This is a genomic window from Paenibacillus phoenicis (genome assembly GCF_034718895.1).
Classification (GTDB): Bacteria; Bacillota; Bacilli; order Paenibacillales; family Paenibacillaceae; genus Fontibacillus; species Fontibacillus phoenicis.
Genome location: NZ_JAYERP010000001.1, coordinates 2,507,604 through 2,523,683, shown reverse-complemented (window position 1 = coordinate 2,523,683; position 16,080 = coordinate 2,507,604). Strand labels below are relative to the sequence as shown.

The following is a 16,080-nucleotide window of genomic DNA, read 5'->3' as shown; positions in this document are numbered from 1 at the left end:
GGGTATATTTTGATTAAGCAAGTTACTTGAAAAAAACGAGGTGGGTCGGACATGGCAAGCAAACAGGTTTCTTTGCAGATCTCAGGTATGACATGTGCTGCTTGTGCTACAAGGATTGAAAAAGGATTAAACAAAGTGAACGGTGTCGAATCGGCTAATGTCAATTTAGCATTAGAGAAAGCAACGATACATTTTGATTCGGATAAAACCGACGTTGAGGCTTTTGAAAAAAAAATTTCTGATCTTGGATATGGCACTGTGAAGTCTGCGGCTGATTTCCAAATTGGGGGAATGACATGCGCTGCATGTGCTACACGAATCGAAAAGGGGCTTAATAAGCTACCGGGAGTAACGAAGGCTAACGTAAATTTGGCCATGGAATCGGCTCACGTGGAATACACACCATCCGAGGTTACAGTGGAGGATATGATCCAACGGGTACAGAAGTTGGGTTATCAGGCCACGCCGAAAAGCGAATCAAAGCAAGAGGACCATAGGGCCAAGGCGATCCGGAAACAAAAAGTGAAACTAATTATCTCCGCAGCACTTTCCTTGCCTTTGCTATGGGCAATGATCGCGCATTTCCAATGGACTTCCTCTATGTGGATTCCAGGGTTTCTTTTAAACCCTTGGGTTCAATTGGTATTAGCCGCTCCTGTGCAATTTTGGATCGGGAAAGAGTTTTATACGGGAGCGTATAAAGCGCTTAGAAATAAAAGTGCTAACATGGATGTTCTAATTGCCCTTGGCACATCAGCGGCTTATTTCTATAGCGTATATAAGACCTTTGAATGGCAGTTTATGGGGGGGCATCATGGAACGGCTGAGCTTTATTTTGAAACAAGTTCCGTCCTCATCACTTTGGTCATCCTGGGTAAATTGTTTGAAATGCTTGCCAAGGGGCGTACTTCTGAAGCGATTAAAACTCTAATGGGATTACAGGCCAAGACGGCTTTGGTTATACGTGACGGTCAAGAAGTATCTCTTCCCGTAGAGCAGGTCATCGTAGGCGACTTGATCGTTGTCAAACCGGGGGAGAAGGTGCCGGTTGATGGAGTAGTTGTTGAAGGCACTTCGTCGGTTGACGAGTCCATGATCACGGGTGAAAGCATACCGGTTGAGAAAAATCCCGGTGAAGGCGTCATTGGAGCCACAATCAATAAAAATGGTTCTTTGAAGATTAAGGCCACCAAGGTTGGCAAAGAAACTGCCCTGGCTCAAATTATTAAGGTGGTTGAAGAAGCCCAAGGCTCGAAGGCGCCTATTCAAAGAGTGGCCGACCGGATTTCAGGCGTGTTCGTGCCAATCGTCGTAGCTATTGCTGTAGTAACGTTTCTAGTATGGTATTTCTTTGTAGCGCCAGGCAATTTTGCGGAGGCGCTGGAAAAATTGATTGCCGTTCTTGTAATCGCCTGCCCTTGCGCCCTCGGGTTGGCGACGCCAACCTCGATTATGGCCGGCTCCGGACGCGCCGCTGAGGCGGGGATATTATTCAAAGGGGGTGAACATTTAGAATCGACGCATAAAATTAATGCCATTATTCTGGATAAAACAGGAACGGTTACAAAAGGGAAACCTGAGCTTACGGATGTTATAACAGACGCATTAAACGAAGATGAGTTCTTGCGTTTGGTTGCGGCTGCCGAGAAAAAGTCGGAGCATCCGCTGGCCGAAGCTATCGTAAACGGTGCAGTTTCCAAAGGAATCAACATTCCGGAAACAGAGCAATTTGAAGCGATACCCGGACATGGAATTCGTGCCATTGTAGATGGCCGCGAGCTGCTGGTTGGAACCCGAAAACTTTTAGCTTCTCGGAATATCGCTTATGCTGAGGCGATTTCCAATATGGAGGACCTGGAGACGGGAGGAAAGACGGCAATGCTGGTAGCCATTGATGGTGCCTATGCTGGGCTGGTTGCGGTTGCCGATACAATTAAAGAAACCTCAAAAGCAGCTGTCTCGAGATTAAAACAACTGGGTATTGAAGTTGTCATGATTACAGGGGATAACCAAAGAACGGCTAACGCCATCGCCAAAGAAGTAGGTATTGAACACGTATTAGCGGAGGTTTTGCCTGAAGGTAAGGCAGAAGAAGTCAAGAAGCTGCAAGCTCAAGGCAAAAAAGTGGCGATGGTAGGTGACGGCATTAATGATGCCCCTGCTCTTGCTACTGCGGACATAGGTATGGCTATTGGTACAGGTACCGATGTGGCCATGGAAGCAGCGGATGTTACCTTAATGCGGGGAGATCTAAACAGCATTCCGGATGCGATCTATATGAGTCGTAAAACCATGAGCAATATTAGACAAAACTTCTTTTGGGCCTTGGCTTATAACTCGTTGGGAATTCCGATTGCGGCTCTGGGGTTCTTAGCCCCATGGCTTGCGGGGGCAGCGATGGCCTTTAGTTCTGTATCCGTCGTGCTTAATTCGCTTCGTCTGCAAAGAGTAAAATTATAAAAAGTGAATTCAAAAACGAAATCAAAATATGGAGGTAACAAACATGAAAGCAAATTTAATCGTTGAAGGTATGCACTGTGGAGGCTGCGCTAAAAAGGTGGAAACATCAGTAGAGAATGTTGGTGCATCGTGTGAAGTTGATTTAGCTTCCAAATCCGTTGCAGTTGAGTTCGACGATAATAAAGTTTCTTTGGATGAGATTAAAGAAGCCATTAACAAGACAGGCTATAAAGTAAATTAAATGATTAGTTCAATATTTCTTTGAATGCCAGTTACGAACAAGCACTCAATTGAGTGCTTGTTTTTTGCGGTAGTGATATCATGGTAGGTTGGCTTGAGCCGAAATTACTTCTTATTTATTTCTCAGGTTAATCTCATAACAAACTTATCTTTGTTGATTATAATAACTGGCATAAAGATGAAATTTTTGAAAGCGGGGAACTCCATGAGCATTTATCAATGGGGAGGTACTTTATTAATTCTACTGTTTATTGTCGGGAGTATCGGTTTCTTATTTAGGAAAAAAAAGAAACACCACATTATTCTCAGCCCATCAGGTTATCAAGAAGTAAAGATCCGCGTGAATGGAAAGTACATGCCGAATACGATTGTTGTACAACGTGGTAAACCTGTCCGCATGGAATTTATCAGGGAGGAAAAGACGGCTTATTCAGAATTGGTCATGTTCCCTCATTATCATAAAAGTATCGTGCTGCCGTACGGACAAAAGGCCATAGTTGAGCTGTTTCCTAATGAAGCAGGGAGCTACCGGTTTACTAGCCAAATGGGAAGGTACCAAGGGACAATGGTTGTTCGAGACACAACAGAAAAGTATAAATAAAAACCTTCGGCCTACAATAAATAATGCAGGCAGTCATGGGGCAGTGGAGAGGTGAAACGTTAGTGGGTGCCAAAATTCTTATAATAGATGACGATAAGACGATATCCACCATGATTCGAAGGGGATTTACATATGAAGGATACGAGGTCACTGTTGCGAACGGAGGGAAAGAAGGCCTTAATTTGGTGCTGGAAGATGAGCCGGATTTAATCATTCTGGATATCATGATGCCTGATCTTGATGGGTTGGAAGTTTGCAAAAGGTTACGGAAAGATGCGGGCATTCCAATTCTTATGGTTACCGGTATGGATTCCATTGCAGATCGGGTCCATGGCCTTGAGACAGGCGCTGACGATTATTTGGTTAAACCTTTTGCGTTTGAAGAGTTAGTTGCAAGGGTTAAAGCTTTGTTACGGCGACTTGATCATCAGAAGAAGGAAGACGAAAAACTGATCTTTTCTGATCTGGTACTCGATCTTTCAACGCGTCAGGCATTTCGAGGATCGCGTACGATTGAATTTTCCACAACCGAGTTTAATCTCCTCTGTTTTTTCATGAAACATCCTCAGCAAGTTTTGACCCGGGAGCTGCTTATGGAAAGAGTATGGGGATTCGATTTTCGAGGGGAGTCAAACGTTTTGGAGGTATATGTAGGCTATTTGCGGAGTAAGCTGGAAGCGCAGAATGAACCTCGCCTTATTCATACTGTCAGAGGCGCCGGTTATGTATTGAGGGAATAATGCGATGCCGATAAGAATGCGCTTAACCCTCTGGAGTACCCTTATTTTTGGAATATTGTTGATCGGAATTACATCATCCATCTTTTTTATGCATCACGCTTCATATTATAGAGACCAGGATCGTTTGCTTACCAGTGTGTCCTTGCATATTCGGGAGGAACTGGAGAAAGGATTAGTTGAAGGAACCCCTTTAACCGAAGCGAATTTTTCCTTCGAGGAGTTTTCTTTAAATGGCGTTTATGTCATCGTTAGGGACCGAACAGGAAAAAATATTGCGAAGAGCGCCAATCCTTATCGAGCTCCAGATACTCCATTCACGGATTTCAACAAGACGCAAGATCGTTTGCTAACTTATACAGATCAAGAAAATAATCGTTTCCGTGTGATGGTGACGCCGATACGCTATCGGCAAAATATTGTCGGCTATATACAAGCTGAGGTTTCTCTACAGCAAGTTGATGCCTCCTTGGTACGTTTGGGGTGGTCAATCTTTGGCGTAACGTTTACAGGATTACTTCTGGCAGCCATCGCCAGTTGGTTCATGGCCCGCAAATCATTAAGTGGAGTAGAGATCATTAGCCAAACGGCGCAGGCTATAACGGAATCACAAAGTTTTAACCAAAGGGTTGTATATTCGGGGGCCAAAGATGAGTTAGGCCACCTGGCGGAAACTTTTAATGAAATGTTAGATAGTTTGGAAAAAGCGTTTGTCGGCCAACGTAGATTTATTTCTTACGCATCGCATGAGCTTAGGGCTCCTTTGACAGCGATACGCGGAAATTTGGATATTCTGCAGAAGAATGCGAATATTCCTTCAGAAGAAAAAGCCGATATTTTGAGCGACGTATCTAAAGAAGCTAAACGGATGTCAAAGCTTGTAGGCGATTTGCTATCTCTGGCTCGGGCGGATGCCGGACATGAGATTCAAAAAAGAATCGTTGATGTATCCAATATTTTAAAGGAATTGGAATCACGAATTCTATCCTCGAATCCTAAAGTGGAAATCACTTTTAAATATCAACCCTCAGTAATGACTTGGGGCAATGAAGATCTCCTCAAACAATTGATCCTTATATTACTTGAAAATGCGATAAGATATACGCCGGAAAGCGGGCAAATTACCCTATCGATTTTTCAGGATTCAGATTATTGTGGTGTTGAGATTGACGATACAGGTATTGGGATCGAGCCGGATGATATCCCCCATATATTTGACCGCTTTTACCGAAGCAAACCGGCAAGAATGTACACATCCGAAGGTACAGGCTTGGGCTTAGCACTTGCGAAGAGTATCGTTGATATCCATGATGGTTCTATCAAGGTGACAAGCTCACCAGGCCAAGGAAGTCTATTCAAAGTCTGTTTACCCAAAATCATAACTTGAAAGTAACTAATGCTCTATCTGTATTTTGGATAGAGCATTAGTTCGTGAGAAAATTCTTATCAAATTCTAAGGATAATCTCAGGGTTATCTTAGTTATTTCTAGTAATCTATTGCTAGAAAGTAAAAAGATATGAAAATTCATTAAGGAGTGAGAAAAAATGAGCAAAAGTTCGGATACTTTGGCCTTGGGGAAAGGACTACCTGGAACGACAACCAGCTTTCTATTTACACGATTACTCCATCAAATCCGGCTGCGCGAACGACAACCGCGAAATTTGGGTTCGATCGGTTCTTTCACTCCCAGTGAAATCCATGTCATTCAAACTATCGGTACTGGCAGAGGAATGATTATGGGACAATTAGCTAACCGAATTGGTGTAACGAATGGAGCTATTACTCAGATCATTGATCGAATGGAGAACAAAGGTTTAGTTCAGCGTTTCCTAATGCGTGGTTCTAATAAGGTGACTGTAATTTTAACCGATAAAGGAGAATCAGTATATTTTGCCAATGAGGAATTTTTTGTTAAGCCATTTGACCAATGGATTCGAGATGAGCTTAATGAAAATGAGCTTAAGTCGTTTGAAAAGGGCGTAAAAAAGCTAATAGAATTTTTGAATGAGTAGCTTCAATAATAAGTTATTTCTTCGTACTTTCTACATTCTTTCTCTATATTTCTTAATTACAATACTAATATGAAATGAGAAATAAAAAACATAAGAAAATGGGGAAGTGTAGTTGAACTTGAGAAAATGGTTATCTGCGACCGTATTTGTGATTTTAATCACATTCTTATTCCGCCCTTTGGATCATATTTATGCCAAAACCGTTAGCCAATTAGACAACGAACTGAAACAACTTCAAGAACGGGCGAAAATAGCTGAGCAAAAGCAAAAAGCTGCAGAAAAACAGCAACAGGAAGCCGAGCATTATGTCAATAAAAATAAAAACTATATCAAACAAATATTGATTGAGATCGACTCCGTAAGCGAAGAATTGACTAAAATCGCCATTGATACTGAGCAAGCAGAGGCAGAATTACTCCAGACTAACGAAAAGTTGGACAAAACCAAGCAAAGAGTCAAGGAGCGCTCCAAATGGCTGGATTCTCGAATACGGTTGATGTATACAGACGGAAATGTTTCTTACTTGGACGTATTGTTGTCCTCGACAAGTTTTATTGACTTTTTAGAACGTGCCGAAGTATTGCAAGCTATAGCCAATCAGGATCGAATGTTATTAGATGAATATAATAAGGACAAGGAGCTTCTATTAGAGCAGCAACGGAAATTGAAGGAGGATTATGAGGAAATAAAGACCTTGTATGTTGAAGCGGAGTCGCGGAAAAGCGTTTTGGAAAATAAAGAGGATGAGAAGCAGCAACTGATTGCCCGATACAGCGAGGAGATTGAAGAATCTGAAGATATTTCGGAAGAGCAGGAGACTTTATTGATCGAACTCGCTACAAAAAGAGCAATACTTGAAAAAGAAAAAAACAAGCTGAAGTCGGAGCAAGTTTACACATATAAAAGTACAAACTCTAATTTTTCATCAGAAAAAGTGAAAAGTGGTTCGGGAGCCATGTCCCTACCGATTCCGGGGGCTCGTTTATCTTCAAAGTACGGAACTCGAGTACATCCGGTCACCGGGGAAGTTAAAATGCACAAAGGTGTTGACTATGCAGCCCCTCAGGGAACGGAAATTCAGGCTGCCGAAAGTGGCGTTGTCATTGTTGCAGAATGGTGGAGTGGTTATGGCAACACGGTTATTGTCGACCATGGAGACAGCGTTTGGACGCTTTACGCCCATATTCGCAATAATGGAATTAAAGTGAAAAAAGGGGACACGGTAAAACGAGGACAAAAAATTGCTGAGGTCGGAAGTACAGGAACTGCAACGGGGAATAACTTGCATTTTGAGGTGCGAATTGACGGGAAACCAGTGGATCCGTTACCTTATTTAAACTAGAAAGTCGCTTATTAAGTCAAAAACAGACCTTCATAAGGATTGAGGACGCTAGCGGTAGCCTTGCGAGGCTACTGTTTTTTGTTTAGGCGATCTCAAGGAATATTCGGTTTAAAAAAATGAAGATTCTAATATCGGGAGGTATGTATGATGATGAATGGTTCCGTAATGGTCTTAATGTGCACTATCATGGGAATCTGGTTACTTATTCTAATCATTGCTGTTGGCGCAACAATTTATGTAGTAACACGATTACTCATAAGGAAATATAGAGTTGAAGACGGTCCCCTTAAGATTGTAAAAGAACGTTATGCCAAAGGCGAAATCAATGATGAAGAATTTATTCATAAACGTGAATTATTGAACAACCAAGGTCGGAATATTAAGTAGGGGCTGATAAAGGTACATGCTCAGCTTGAAACACCTATAAGGCATTAGCAACTGAAACGTTATAGTAGTGACATTACGGGTTATGTCAGCTCCCCAGGTGGCAGCCATTAATGTGACTATGGTCGGGTCGAGTACAGGGAAGGAGAAGAGAAAGACCATCACAATGCCCAAACGTTGTCCGGTCGCTAATACGTTACTGAGGTTAGGGAGCGCCACAAATCAATCACGATATAAAGACTTTTTGCAAATTATATATTATAATACAATTATATAAATATGTGTTTTTGAAAAATAGCGCCATCTCTGGAGGGGAACACTCATGGATAAATTAGATACAATGGCCGAGACCTTTAAATTGTTAGGAGATAAATCCAGACTCACGATCCTGGGACTATTGAAAGAAAGGGAGCTTTGTGTTTGCAACATTGTGGATATCCTTCAGATGTCACAACCAAGCATAAGCCAACATTTGCGTAAAATGAAGGCAGGGGGATTGGTAAGCGAAATCAGAAGAGGGAAGTGGACCTATTACTCCTTGACGATTGAGGATAAGCCTTATGTTAAAGACGTTTTGAATCATATTCCTTCCCAAGCCGCGATGATTGATTGGCTGGACCAACAAACGGCCGCTTCGGTTTGTGACTAATTGCGGTTCAATAAAACCAGTTTATAACCGATACCTTGGACGCGTTTAATTTGTATCGTGTTTTGATGCGGTTCAAGTTTTTTGCGCAGTGAGCTGATATAAACATTTACGATTCGTGGACTACCCTTGTACTCCGTTCCCCATATGGAGTCGAGAAGAACTTTACGCGATAAGGGCAAGTCGGCTCGTTGGGAAAGAAAATTCAAGAGCTGAAATTCTTTCGGGTTTAGCTCAATGATTTGTCCGCTTGATTCAACCTCATATTTATCCGGGGAAATCGTTAATTCTCCGATTTGATAATAACGTCTGGAGTAGGCTGATTGCTCCGGACGTTTATTTTTATGGGTTCTTCGGATCACGGTTTCGACTCGAGCCATAAACTCAGCCATTCCAAACGGCTTCTTTACAAACTCGTCAGCCCCACTCTCCAAAGCTTCAACGATATCCTTTTCCTGATTCTGATCCGACAAAATAATAACGGGAACGCGATTGTTCTTTTGTCTTATCGTTCGCAAAATCTGAAATCCGCTTTTTTCACCATTTACGATAAGGTCAAGAATAACAATATCGAACGGAGCGGTCAACGCGGCGTGTAGGCCGAGTTCTCCACTAGGAATAACTTCAGGCACATAATTTTTCTCGGATAGTTTCTTTGCGATGAACTCACCGGTAAGTGTTTCAGCCTGGATAATAAGGGCTCTATGAGTCACGGGGTTCCCTCCTTTTTCATATAACGCTTCTCCAATCATCTTCATTTAGCAGTTTATTTCTTCAACATGTTATGTCATAATTATATAAACATTATCTTATATGAAATTCAAGACGAATTTAGAAAATATTTTAGGAAATCGAACAAAAACTATCTATTTTACATAGAGATTACAAAACGAGAACATTCTTCAAACATTCAAGATATACGATCACATCGTAACATAATTATATTTGAATGGGAGAGGGTCTTGTTGTTGAAGAAAGGGTTAATGATTTTGCTGATCACTGCCACCGTGAGTATGCTTGCGGCATGCGGTCAATCCAATGATCAGGCTAATCAAGGAGCCGGTAACACGGAAACGAATGGACAAAGTTCAGCGGCACCATCGAATTCTGCAGGAGAGACAAAACTGTCGGGTCAAATTGAAATCGACGGTTCCAGCACCGTGTTTCCATTAACAGAAGCTGTAGCCGAAGAATTTAGTAAAGAGCACAGCGACGTGCGGGTTCCGGTTGGTGTTTCGGGAACCGGCGGCGGTTTTAAACGATTTATTGCCGGTGAGACCGATATCAGTAATGCCTCAAGACCGATTAAGGACGAGGAAGCGGAAGCGGCTAAGGCTGCCGGAATTGAATATATCGAATTGATGGTTGCTTATGATGGTTTGGCTGTCATCGTCAATCCGCAAAATGATTGGGTAGACCAAGTGACCGTGGAAGAATTGAATGCGATTTTCAAACCGGAAAGTACGGTGGTTAACTGGTCCGATGTTCGACCGGGGTGGCCGAATGAAAAGATCAACATTTTCTCTCCAGGTGCGGATTCCGGAACATTCGATTATTTTACGGAAGCTGTAAATGGTGAAGCCCAGGCAAGCCGTAATGACGACCAGGTTTCATTTAGTGAGGATGATAACGCCCTGGTTCAAGGGATTGCCGGAAACAAGAATGGTTTAGGTTATTTCGGTTTGGCTTATTATGAGGAAAACCAGGATAAACTGCGTACGGTTGCCATCGTTAATGAGGATGGTACCGCTGTAGAACCTACTGTAGAGACAGTTCGAGATGGATCTTACACGCCTTTGAGCCGTCCACTTTTCATCTATGTTAAAACGAGCTCTTATGAACGCCCTGAAGTTAAAGAGTTCGTGAATTTCTTTGTTGATCATGCGGGTGAATTAGCGACTGAGGTGGGGTATGTACCGCTTCCTGACGATAAGTTAGCTGAATCAAAAGCTAAATTGAAATAATTATTAAGCCAATAGTCATTACGGGACATCCCCCTTCATTTTTATGTTTATCCTTTGAAGGGGGATTTATTTTCATCCCTATCCCAAAGGAATTTTTATAAGTGAGGAGAGTAATCCATTTGGGCGCTGAACATGAACCAAAAACCGCAAACCCAATCGTATCCTTTAGAAATGAACGAAAATCACTTATGAATTGGTTTATACCCAAGTTGTTATTTCTATTTGCATCTGTATCCGTGTTGACGACCATCGGTATTGTCTACACGCTTTTGTCAGAAACCATCAATTTTTTTCGGCTTGTATCGCCTATAGAATTTTTCACTTCTACGAAATGGGCCCCTTTAATTGAACCCAAATCATTCGGTGTGTTGCCTTTATTAAGCGGTACGCTGCTGATTACAGTTATTGCCTGCCTCGTAGCGATGCCTATCGGTTTGGCGAGTGCGATTTATCTCAGCGAATACGCCCCAAGCAAGGTTCGAAAGATCGTCAAGCCCATTTTGGAAGTTCTGGCGGGGGTACCCACCATTGTTTATGGATACTTTGCGCTTAGCTTTGTTACACCCATGATTCAGTGGGTGTTTCGCGAAACCGTTGGCCAGGATGTCCCTGTATTCAACGCATTAAGTGCGGGTATCGTGGTAGGGATCATGATCATTCCCATGATTGCTTCGCTTAGCGAAGACGCTATGTTGGCTGTTCCGCGTTCACTTAGGGATGGAGCCTATGCTCTAGGGTCAACAAAGCTTGAAGTCGCTCTTAGAGTTGTCGTGCCTGCTTCGTTATCCGGTATCGTGGCTTCGTTTGTACTGGCCTTCTCCAGAGCGATTGGCGAAACGATGATCGTTACTGTGGCAGCCGGATCCACCCCAACATTAACCGGAAATCCGCTGGACAGCATTCAAACCATGACGGCCTATATCGTACAGGTGAGTCTTGGAGATACGCCGCACGGATCTGTCGAGTATGGAACCATTTTTGCGGTCGGGATGACGTTATTCGCGATCACGTTCCTGCTTAATATTTTTGCCCACTATATGGCTAAACGCTTTAAGGAGGAGTATTAGTCATGCTTGAGCTGGAGAATCAAAGACTTAACCGGGCTCGTCGAAAAACTGACCTTTACTTGCATTTGCTGTTCATCGTCTGCACCTCATTTGGCATTGTCTGCTTGACGGCCTTGATCGTTGACGTTGTGATCGATGGCATTCATGCCTTATCGCCGCAATTTTTCACGAATTTTCCTTCACGGCGTCCTAAGGAAGCCGGACTCTTATCCGCGCTTGTAGGAACCGCCTACATGGTTGCCATTATGGCTCCGGTCGCACTGATTTTTGGAGTAGGGGCAGCAATTTATCTCGAGGAATATGCGCCGAAGAATCGTTTGACTAGACTGATTCAAATCAATATCAGTACCTTGGCCGGCGTGCCTTCCATCGTTTATGGCATTCTTGGCTTGACTCTATTCGTCCGGGCCGGCGGATTTGAACCTCTGGCGATGGGGCGTAGTATTTTGTCCGGAGCGCTAACGATGGCCTTATTAGTATTGCCTATTATCATTGTGTCTGCACAGGAAGCTATTCGCGCCGTACCGAGATCCAGAAGAGACGCCTCTTATGCCCTGGGAGCGAACAAGTGGCAGACGGTGCAGAGGGCTGTGCTACCTTCGGCTATTCCAGGGATACTGACCGGCGTCATCTTATCTCTTTCAAGAGCGATTGGCGAGACGGCACCGCTTGTAATGATTGGTGCGTTAACCTTCGTGGCGTTTCTTCCGGATAATCCGCTGGATCAATTCACCGTGATACCAATCCAAATTTATAATTGGATCGCAAGGCCCCAAGTTGAATTCCACGAGTTGGCTGCTGCCGGTATTATGGTGCTGCTTGCTCTTCTGATTTTGATGAATTTATCCGCAGTATTGATTCGTAATAAATACCAAAATAAAAATTAACCGGGGGAAACATGTATGAGTGGCATTATAGACATCCAAAGCCTTGATCTGCACTATGGGACCTATCACGCGCTAAAGGACATTAACTTGCCTATTCAGGCCAATACAATAACAGCTTTCATCGGCCCATCCGGCTGCGGCAAATCCACATTGCTTCGTACGTTAAACCGGATGAACGATATGATTGCTGATGTGAAAATAGAGGGCTCGGTCAGGATCGGAGGAGTGGATCTGTATCAAGGGGACCTTGATGCCGAAGCGCTTCGCAAGAAGGTAGGGATGGTGTTCCAGCAACCAAATCCATTTCCGAAAACAGTGTATGATAACGTGGCTTACGGTCCAAGAATTCACGGGATCACCAAAAAAGCGGAACTGGATGGTATTGTGGAACAAAGTCTTCGCGGAGCCGCGTTGTGGGATGAGGTCAAAGATCACCTGAAACGTTCCGCATATAGTCTGTCAGGAGGACAACAGCAACGGCTTTGTATAGCCAGAGCTCTTGCGGTAAACCCGGCCATTCTGCTCATGGACGAAGCAACGTCCGCACTGGACCCCGTTTCAACCTTGAAAATTGAAGAACTGGTCAATGAACTGAAGGAAAAGTATACGATTGTGATGGTGACTCACAATATGCATCAGGCTGCCAGAGTATCTGATCAAACGGTGTTCTTTCTGAACGGTGAAGTGGTTGAATATGATGAAACGGAACGATTGTTTTCAAGCCCCAAAATGCAGAGAACGGAGGAGTACATCTCGGGAAGATTCGGCTGATGCCAAGATTATCATTATAGGGGAGAGATCAAGCAATGACGAGGCGCAAAGAGTTTGATCAAGGACTTGCGGAGCTTCAAACCTTGCTGGTAACAATGGGGGAACAAACAGAAACCGTTTTAAATGACGCGATTCAGGCGTTGGATCAGCAGGATATAAGCAGCGCCGACCAGATTATCAAAAACGATCTCGATATCAATGAGCTGGAAGAGAAAATCATGAAGATAGGGACCAAACTGATCGCAACCCAGCAACCCGTAGCTAAGGATCTGCGTAAAATCCTCGTTGCGTTTAAAATATCAAGTGATTTGGAACGTATGGCTGATCTTGCGGTAGATATCGCGGAAGTTGTACTGCAAATGGAAGAGCAAAAACTAATGCAAGTTTCCCGCGCCGATATATTACGATTAGGTGAAATTACGAAGAAGATGATTCATGACTCTATCCAGGCCTATCTTCATGAGAATGTGGATTTAGCCTATAAAATGGCCAGGGACGATGATCAAGTTGATCATCTATACAGTCAAATTATTCGGGAGCTTGTTTCTTATATCGTAGAAAAACCTTATGAAATGAACCAAATTTTGATGTTGGCTTTTGTTTGCCGCTACATTGAAAGGATTGCTGATCATGCAACCAATATAGGCGAGAATGTAGTTTTTCTGGTAAACGGCCATCGTCCTGAACTGAATCCTTAATGATGAGTTTTCGCATTCTTTTAATCGATGAGGATCTCACCGTTGGAAGGCTCCTTAGATATAGTTTGACGAGGCAAGGAAACAGAGTAGAGTGGTCTCAAAATATAAAGGAAGCGCCCCGGGCGGCTTTATCCATTTCCTTCGAAATCGTGATTTTCAATGTCGGCGGTCCGCTTCATAACGGGTTGGAGACATTGGCGCAGCTGAGTAAGATAGGGGATTTTCCTGTCATTCTTCTTAGTGATTGGAGTCAGGAAGAGGAAGTTGTTCGTGCTCTTTCGATGGGAGCGGAGGATGTGATTTTTAAACCTTTTGGCTACTCCGAACTGATGGCTCGGATCAATGCCATTATGCGGCGGGTAACCGAGAATGTACTTTATCCTCTTTCCAACGTTCAAGAAGATGAGGTGTTTCGTTTTGGTGTAATCGAAGTTTACCCTAAACGATGGGAAATAACCTATTTGGATCATCGAATCGCCTTCCGTAAGGATGAATTTTCGCTGCTCTTTCATCTGTTAAAAAAACCGGGGACGGTATTTTCCACTCGGCAATTACAGGAAGTTGTTTTTGGAACTTACGTTTACAAAACAAATCGAATCATTTTTCTGGTTTCGGCCATTCGTAAGAAGCTGCAAGCTGCGGTTCCGTTTATTGAAATCCAGACGATTCCTTCCGTCGGTTATAAGTTGACTTTAAAGTAACATGCTGGAGATAATATAATTAAGTAATAATATTATTATTTCATGATGCATGTGTCTGAAGGGAATATAAGAGGAGGGGAATCATGGACACTTATCAAGAAGCATCCGACGTATACAAATTGTTGAGTGATCGAAACCGGTTAATGATCTTGGCTCTTTTGAAAGAAAAAGATCTCTGCGTTTGTGAAATTGTTGAGCTGTTGCAGATGTCCCAGCCTAATGTGAGTCAGCACATGCGAAAACTAAAGGCTGGGGGGCTTGTTTCCGAGACCAAAAAAGGACAATGGGTTTTTTATTCTCTGCGTATTGAAAATAAACCTTCTGTTGCTTATGCATTAAAGCAATTACCAAGCGTACAGAATAAAGTCGAGAAATTAGAACTAAAAGAGCGCCGGGAACCTTGTGAACAATCATAAACATATTATTATTTACTTATATAATAATAAGTGTATAATTATATTATATGAAGGGTTTCTTAAGGCAGAAATAAAGGAGAGGTACTTGAAATGAGTCAAGGCGCAACAAAAAGATTGTCCTTTCTCGACCGTTATTTGACCTTTTGGATTTTTGGGGCGATGGGAGTTGGACTGATCCTCGGAACGTTGATTCCTAATTTTGCGGATATATTGTCGCGGATGCAAGTGGGAACCACCTCGATTCCGATTGCGGTCGGCCTGATCGTTATGATGTATCCGCCGTTAGCCAAAGTGAAATACGAGAAGCTGGGCCGAGTCTTCAAAGATTGGAAGGTATTGCTGCTTTCTTTGGTGCAAAACTGGATCATCGGTCCGATTTTAATGTTTTTCTTGGCCTTCCTGTTTTTGAGCGATTTGCCGGAATACATGATTGGACTCATCATGATTGGCCTGGCTAGATGTATCGCTATGGTTCTAGTCTGGAGTGATTTAGCTAAAGGAGATCCGGAGTACACCGCAGGGTTAGTCGCTTTCAACTCCATCTTTCAAATTCTGTTCTACTCGGTATTTAGCTATGTGTTTATCACGGTCTTGCCCGGCTGGTTTGGGGTCCAAGGGGCTGAAGTGAATATTTCCATGGGGCAAATTGCCGAAAGCGTCCTGATTTATTTGGGAATTCCCTTTCTGGCCGGATTATTGACGCGCGTGATTGGGATCCGATTAAAGGGTTCGGAATGGTACGAAAAAGTGCTAATTCCCAAGATCAGCCCGCTTGCCCTGCTCGCTTTATTGTTCACGATTATTCTCATGTTCTCATTAAAAGCGGATCTGATCGTAACGCTGCCTCTGGACGTTGTACGCATTGCGATTCCGATGATCATCTATTTTGTGGTGATGTTCGTAGTGTCCTTCTTCTTTTCCAAAAAATCAGGGACATCCTATCCCGTTGCTACGTCACTGTCGTTTACGGCAGCCAGTAACAATTTCGAACTTGCCATTGCGGTGGCGATCGGCGTATTCGGCCTTGATTCGGGTGTAGCCTTTGCGGCCGTTATTGGACCGCTAGTGGAAGTGCCGGTATTAATCGCATTAGTGAATGTGGCTTTACGCTTCAAACGCAAGTATTTTGATGCTGAACTAACCCAACCATAAA

The 16,080-nt window shown here is 43.2% G+C and carries 18 protein-coding genes; 17 read left to right on the top strand and 1 reads right to left on the bottom strand.

All coding sequences use genetic code 11. The features are described 5' to 3' along the window. The first annotated feature begins 51 nt into the window (after positions 1 to 51). The 9 genes from U9M73_RS11845 to U9M73_RS11805 all read left to right on the top strand — a co-directional run bounded on the left by U9M73_RS11845 (position 52) and on the right by U9M73_RS11805 (position 8,426). Positions 52 to 2,460, top strand: coding sequence for a heavy metal translocating P-type ATPase (locus U9M73_RS11845; protein ID WP_240267646.1), 2,409 nt, complete (start codon positions 52 to 54; stop codon positions 2,458 to 2,460). 43 nt (positions 2,461 to 2,503) lie between these two features. Then, entirely contained in the window at positions 2,504 to 2,701 is a 198-nt protein-coding gene (locus U9M73_RS11840) for a heavy-metal-associated domain-containing protein (RefSeq protein WP_036644998.1), read from the top strand. A 204-nt stretch (positions 2,702 to 2,905) separates the two neighbouring features. Further along, positions 2,906 to 3,301: a cupredoxin domain-containing protein gene (locus U9M73_RS11835; protein ID WP_240267645.1), complete on the top strand. Its 396-nt coding sequence runs from the start codon at positions 2,906 to 2,908 to the stop codon at positions 3,299 to 3,301. A gap of 62 nt (positions 3,302 to 3,363) precedes the next feature. Beyond that, positions 3,364 to 4,041, top strand: coding sequence for a response regulator transcription factor (locus U9M73_RS11830; RefSeq protein ID WP_323077419.1), 678 nt, complete (start codon positions 3,364 to 3,366; stop codon positions 4,039 to 4,041). Between the two features lie 4 nt (positions 4,042 to 4,045). After that, positions 4,046 to 5,425, top strand: a complete 1,380-nt coding sequence (locus U9M73_RS11825; protein WP_178020418.1) for a sensor histidine kinase — start codon at positions 4,046 to 4,048, stop codon at positions 5,423 to 5,425. Positions 5,426 to 5,583: 158 nt separating this feature from the next. After that, a complete protein-coding gene (locus U9M73_RS11820; RefSeq protein WP_127575648.1) occupies positions 5,584 to 6,051 on the top strand; it encodes a MarR family winged helix-turn-helix transcriptional regulator in 468 nt (155 codons plus the stop codon). 118 nt (positions 6,052 to 6,169) lie between these two features. After that, positions 6,170 to 7,393, top strand: coding sequence for a murein hydrolase activator EnvC family protein (locus U9M73_RS11815; protein ID WP_275693633.1), 1,224 nt, complete (start codon positions 6,170 to 6,172; stop codon positions 7,391 to 7,393). A 144-nt stretch (positions 7,394 to 7,537) separates the two neighbouring features. Beyond that, positions 7,538 to 7,780, top strand: a complete 243-nt coding sequence (locus U9M73_RS11810) for an SHOCT domain-containing protein (protein ID WP_240267642.1) — start codon at positions 7,538 to 7,540, stop codon at positions 7,778 to 7,780. 319 nt (positions 7,781 to 8,099) lie between these two features. Further along, entirely contained in the window at positions 8,100 to 8,426 is a 327-nt protein-coding gene (locus tag U9M73_RS11805; RefSeq protein ID WP_127575646.1) for an ArsR/SmtB family transcription factor, read from the top strand. Here U9M73_RS11805 and U9M73_RS11800 read toward each other — a convergent pair. After that, positions 8,423 to 9,136, bottom strand: coding sequence for a response regulator transcription factor (locus U9M73_RS11800; RefSeq protein WP_164744109.1), 714 nt, complete (start codon positions 9,134 to 9,136; stop codon positions 8,423 to 8,425). The genes U9M73_RS11805 and U9M73_RS11800 overlap by 4 nt on opposite strands. Before the next feature lie 252 nt (positions 9,137 to 9,388). On the opposite strand from U9M73_RS11800, the gene U9M73_RS11795 reads away from it, so the two are divergent. The 8 genes from U9M73_RS11795 to arsB all read left to right on the top strand — a co-directional run bounded on the left by U9M73_RS11795 (position 9,389) and on the right by arsB (position 16,079). Continuing rightward, a complete protein-coding gene (locus U9M73_RS11795) occupies positions 9,389 to 10,387 on the top strand; it encodes a PstS family phosphate ABC transporter substrate-binding protein (RefSeq protein ID WP_372489729.1) in 999 nt (332 codons plus the stop codon). Between the two features lie 188 nt (positions 10,388 to 10,575). Beyond that, positions 10,576 to 11,454: a phosphate ABC transporter permease subunit PstC gene (gene pstC, locus U9M73_RS11790; protein WP_127575693.1), complete on the top strand. Its 879-nt coding sequence runs from the start codon at positions 10,576 to 10,578 to the stop codon at positions 11,452 to 11,454. A gap of 2 nt (positions 11,455 to 11,456) precedes the next feature. Beyond that, positions 11,457 to 12,341, top strand: a complete 885-nt coding sequence (gene pstA / locus U9M73_RS11785) for a phosphate ABC transporter permease PstA (RefSeq protein WP_127575644.1) — start codon at positions 11,457 to 11,459, stop codon at positions 12,339 to 12,341. A gap of 15 nt (positions 12,342 to 12,356) precedes the next feature. Then, positions 12,357 to 13,112, top strand: coding sequence for a phosphate ABC transporter ATP-binding protein PstB (gene pstB, locus U9M73_RS11780; RefSeq protein ID WP_127575643.1), 756 nt, complete (start codon positions 12,357 to 12,359; stop codon positions 13,110 to 13,112). Between the two features lie 35 nt (positions 13,113 to 13,147). Further along, positions 13,148 to 13,810, top strand: coding sequence for a phosphate signaling complex protein PhoU (gene phoU, locus U9M73_RS11775; RefSeq protein WP_127575642.1), 663 nt, complete (start codon positions 13,148 to 13,150; stop codon positions 13,808 to 13,810). A gap of 2 nt (positions 13,811 to 13,812) precedes the next feature. Next, entirely contained in the window at positions 13,813 to 14,511 is a 699-nt protein-coding gene (locus tag U9M73_RS11770; protein ID WP_164744108.1) for a response regulator transcription factor, read from the top strand. An 83-nt stretch (positions 14,512 to 14,594) separates the two neighbouring features. Next, positions 14,595 to 14,927, top strand: a complete 333-nt coding sequence (locus U9M73_RS11765) for an ArsR/SmtB family transcription factor (RefSeq protein WP_323077417.1) — start codon at positions 14,595 to 14,597, stop codon at positions 14,925 to 14,927. 90 nt (positions 14,928 to 15,017) lie between these two features. Further along, complete coding sequence (arsB, locus tag U9M73_RS11760) at positions 15,018 to 16,079, top strand: ACR3 family arsenite efflux transporter (RefSeq protein WP_323077416.1); 1,062 nt, start codon at positions 15,018 to 15,020, stop codon at positions 16,077 to 16,079. Position 16,080 lies beyond the last annotated feature (1 nt).

What these genes read in the sequence shown, in the direction of transcription:
- pstA (WP_127575644.1), top strand. Translation starts at nt 11,457, where the DNA reads ATGCTTGAGCTGGAGAATCAAAGACTTAACCGGGCTCGTCGAAAAACT.
- U9M73_RS11805 (WP_127575646.1), top strand. Translation starts at nt 8,100, where the DNA reads ATGGATAAATTAGATACAATGGCCGAGACCTTTAAATTGTTAGGAGAT.
- U9M73_RS11840 (WP_036644998.1), top strand. Translation starts at nt 2,504, where the DNA reads ATGAAAGCAAATTTAATCGTTGAAGGTATGCACTGTGGAGGCTGCGCT.
- phoU (WP_127575642.1), top strand. Translation starts at nt 13,148, where the DNA reads ATGACGAGGCGCAAAGAGTTTGATCAAGGACTTGCGGAGCTTCAAACC.
- pstB (WP_127575643.1), top strand. Translation starts at nt 12,357, where the DNA reads ATGAGTGGCATTATAGACATCCAAAGCCTTGATCTGCACTATGGGACC.
- U9M73_RS11770 (WP_164744108.1), top strand. Translation starts at nt 13,813, where the DNA reads ATGAGTTTTCGCATTCTTTTAATCGATGAGGATCTCACCGTTGGAAGG.
- U9M73_RS11845 (WP_240267646.1), top strand. Translation starts at nt 52, where the DNA reads ATGGCAAGCAAACAGGTTTCTTTGCAGATCTCAGGTATGACATGTGCT.
- arsB (WP_323077416.1), top strand. Translation starts at nt 15,018, where the DNA reads ATGAGTCAAGGCGCAACAAAAAGATTGTCCTTTCTCGACCGTTATTTG.
- U9M73_RS11825 (WP_178020418.1), top strand. Translation starts at nt 4,046, where the DNA reads ATGCCGATAAGAATGCGCTTAACCCTCTGGAGTACCCTTATTTTTGGA.
- pstC (WP_127575693.1), top strand. Translation starts at nt 10,576, where the DNA reads ATGAATTGGTTTATACCCAAGTTGTTATTTCTATTTGCATCTGTATCC.
- U9M73_RS11810 (WP_240267642.1), top strand. Translation starts at nt 7,538, where the DNA reads ATGATGATGAATGGTTCCGTAATGGTCTTAATGTGCACTATCATGGGA.
- U9M73_RS11835 (WP_240267645.1), top strand. Translation starts at nt 2,906, where the DNA reads ATGAGCATTTATCAATGGGGAGGTACTTTATTAATTCTACTGTTTATT.
- U9M73_RS11820 (WP_127575648.1), top strand. Translation starts at nt 5,584, where the DNA reads ATGAGCAAAAGTTCGGATACTTTGGCCTTGGGGAAAGGACTACCTGGA.
- U9M73_RS11765 (WP_323077417.1), top strand. Translation starts at nt 14,595, where the DNA reads ATGGACACTTATCAAGAAGCATCCGACGTATACAAATTGTTGAGTGAT.